The organism is Photobacterium sp. R1, assembly GCF_054600795.1.
Genome location: NZ_BAAHZP010000998.1, coordinates 1 through 235 on the forward strand (window position 1 = coordinate 1; position 235 = coordinate 235).

1 protein-coding gene is annotated in these 235 nt (G+C 38.3%); it reads right to left on the minus strand.

From position 1 onward, the window contains the following. Window positions 1–235, minus strand: a 235-nt coding sequence (locus ACYP03_RS28060; protein ID WP_459782943.1) for an HAD hydrolase family protein, incomplete at both ends; no start/stop codon positions are given.

The following is a 235-nucleotide window of genomic DNA, read 5'->3' on the forward strand; positions in this document are numbered from 1 at the left end:
CATTCATGCTACTTTCTAATCCGAGCAACTCTTTACCGATGACATAACCTTCAGAAGCATTCGATAACAACGTAAAATCATTGTCATCATTGCCAAAGCAGATAAGGTTATAATGGCTAATTCCGCTGATGAGATTCAGCGCTTTATATTTGTCTGTGAAAGCGCAATTCAGCTCAGCTGTATCATCACCATGAAAGTTAAATGCGATACCATCACTGATACTTTTATACAAGGG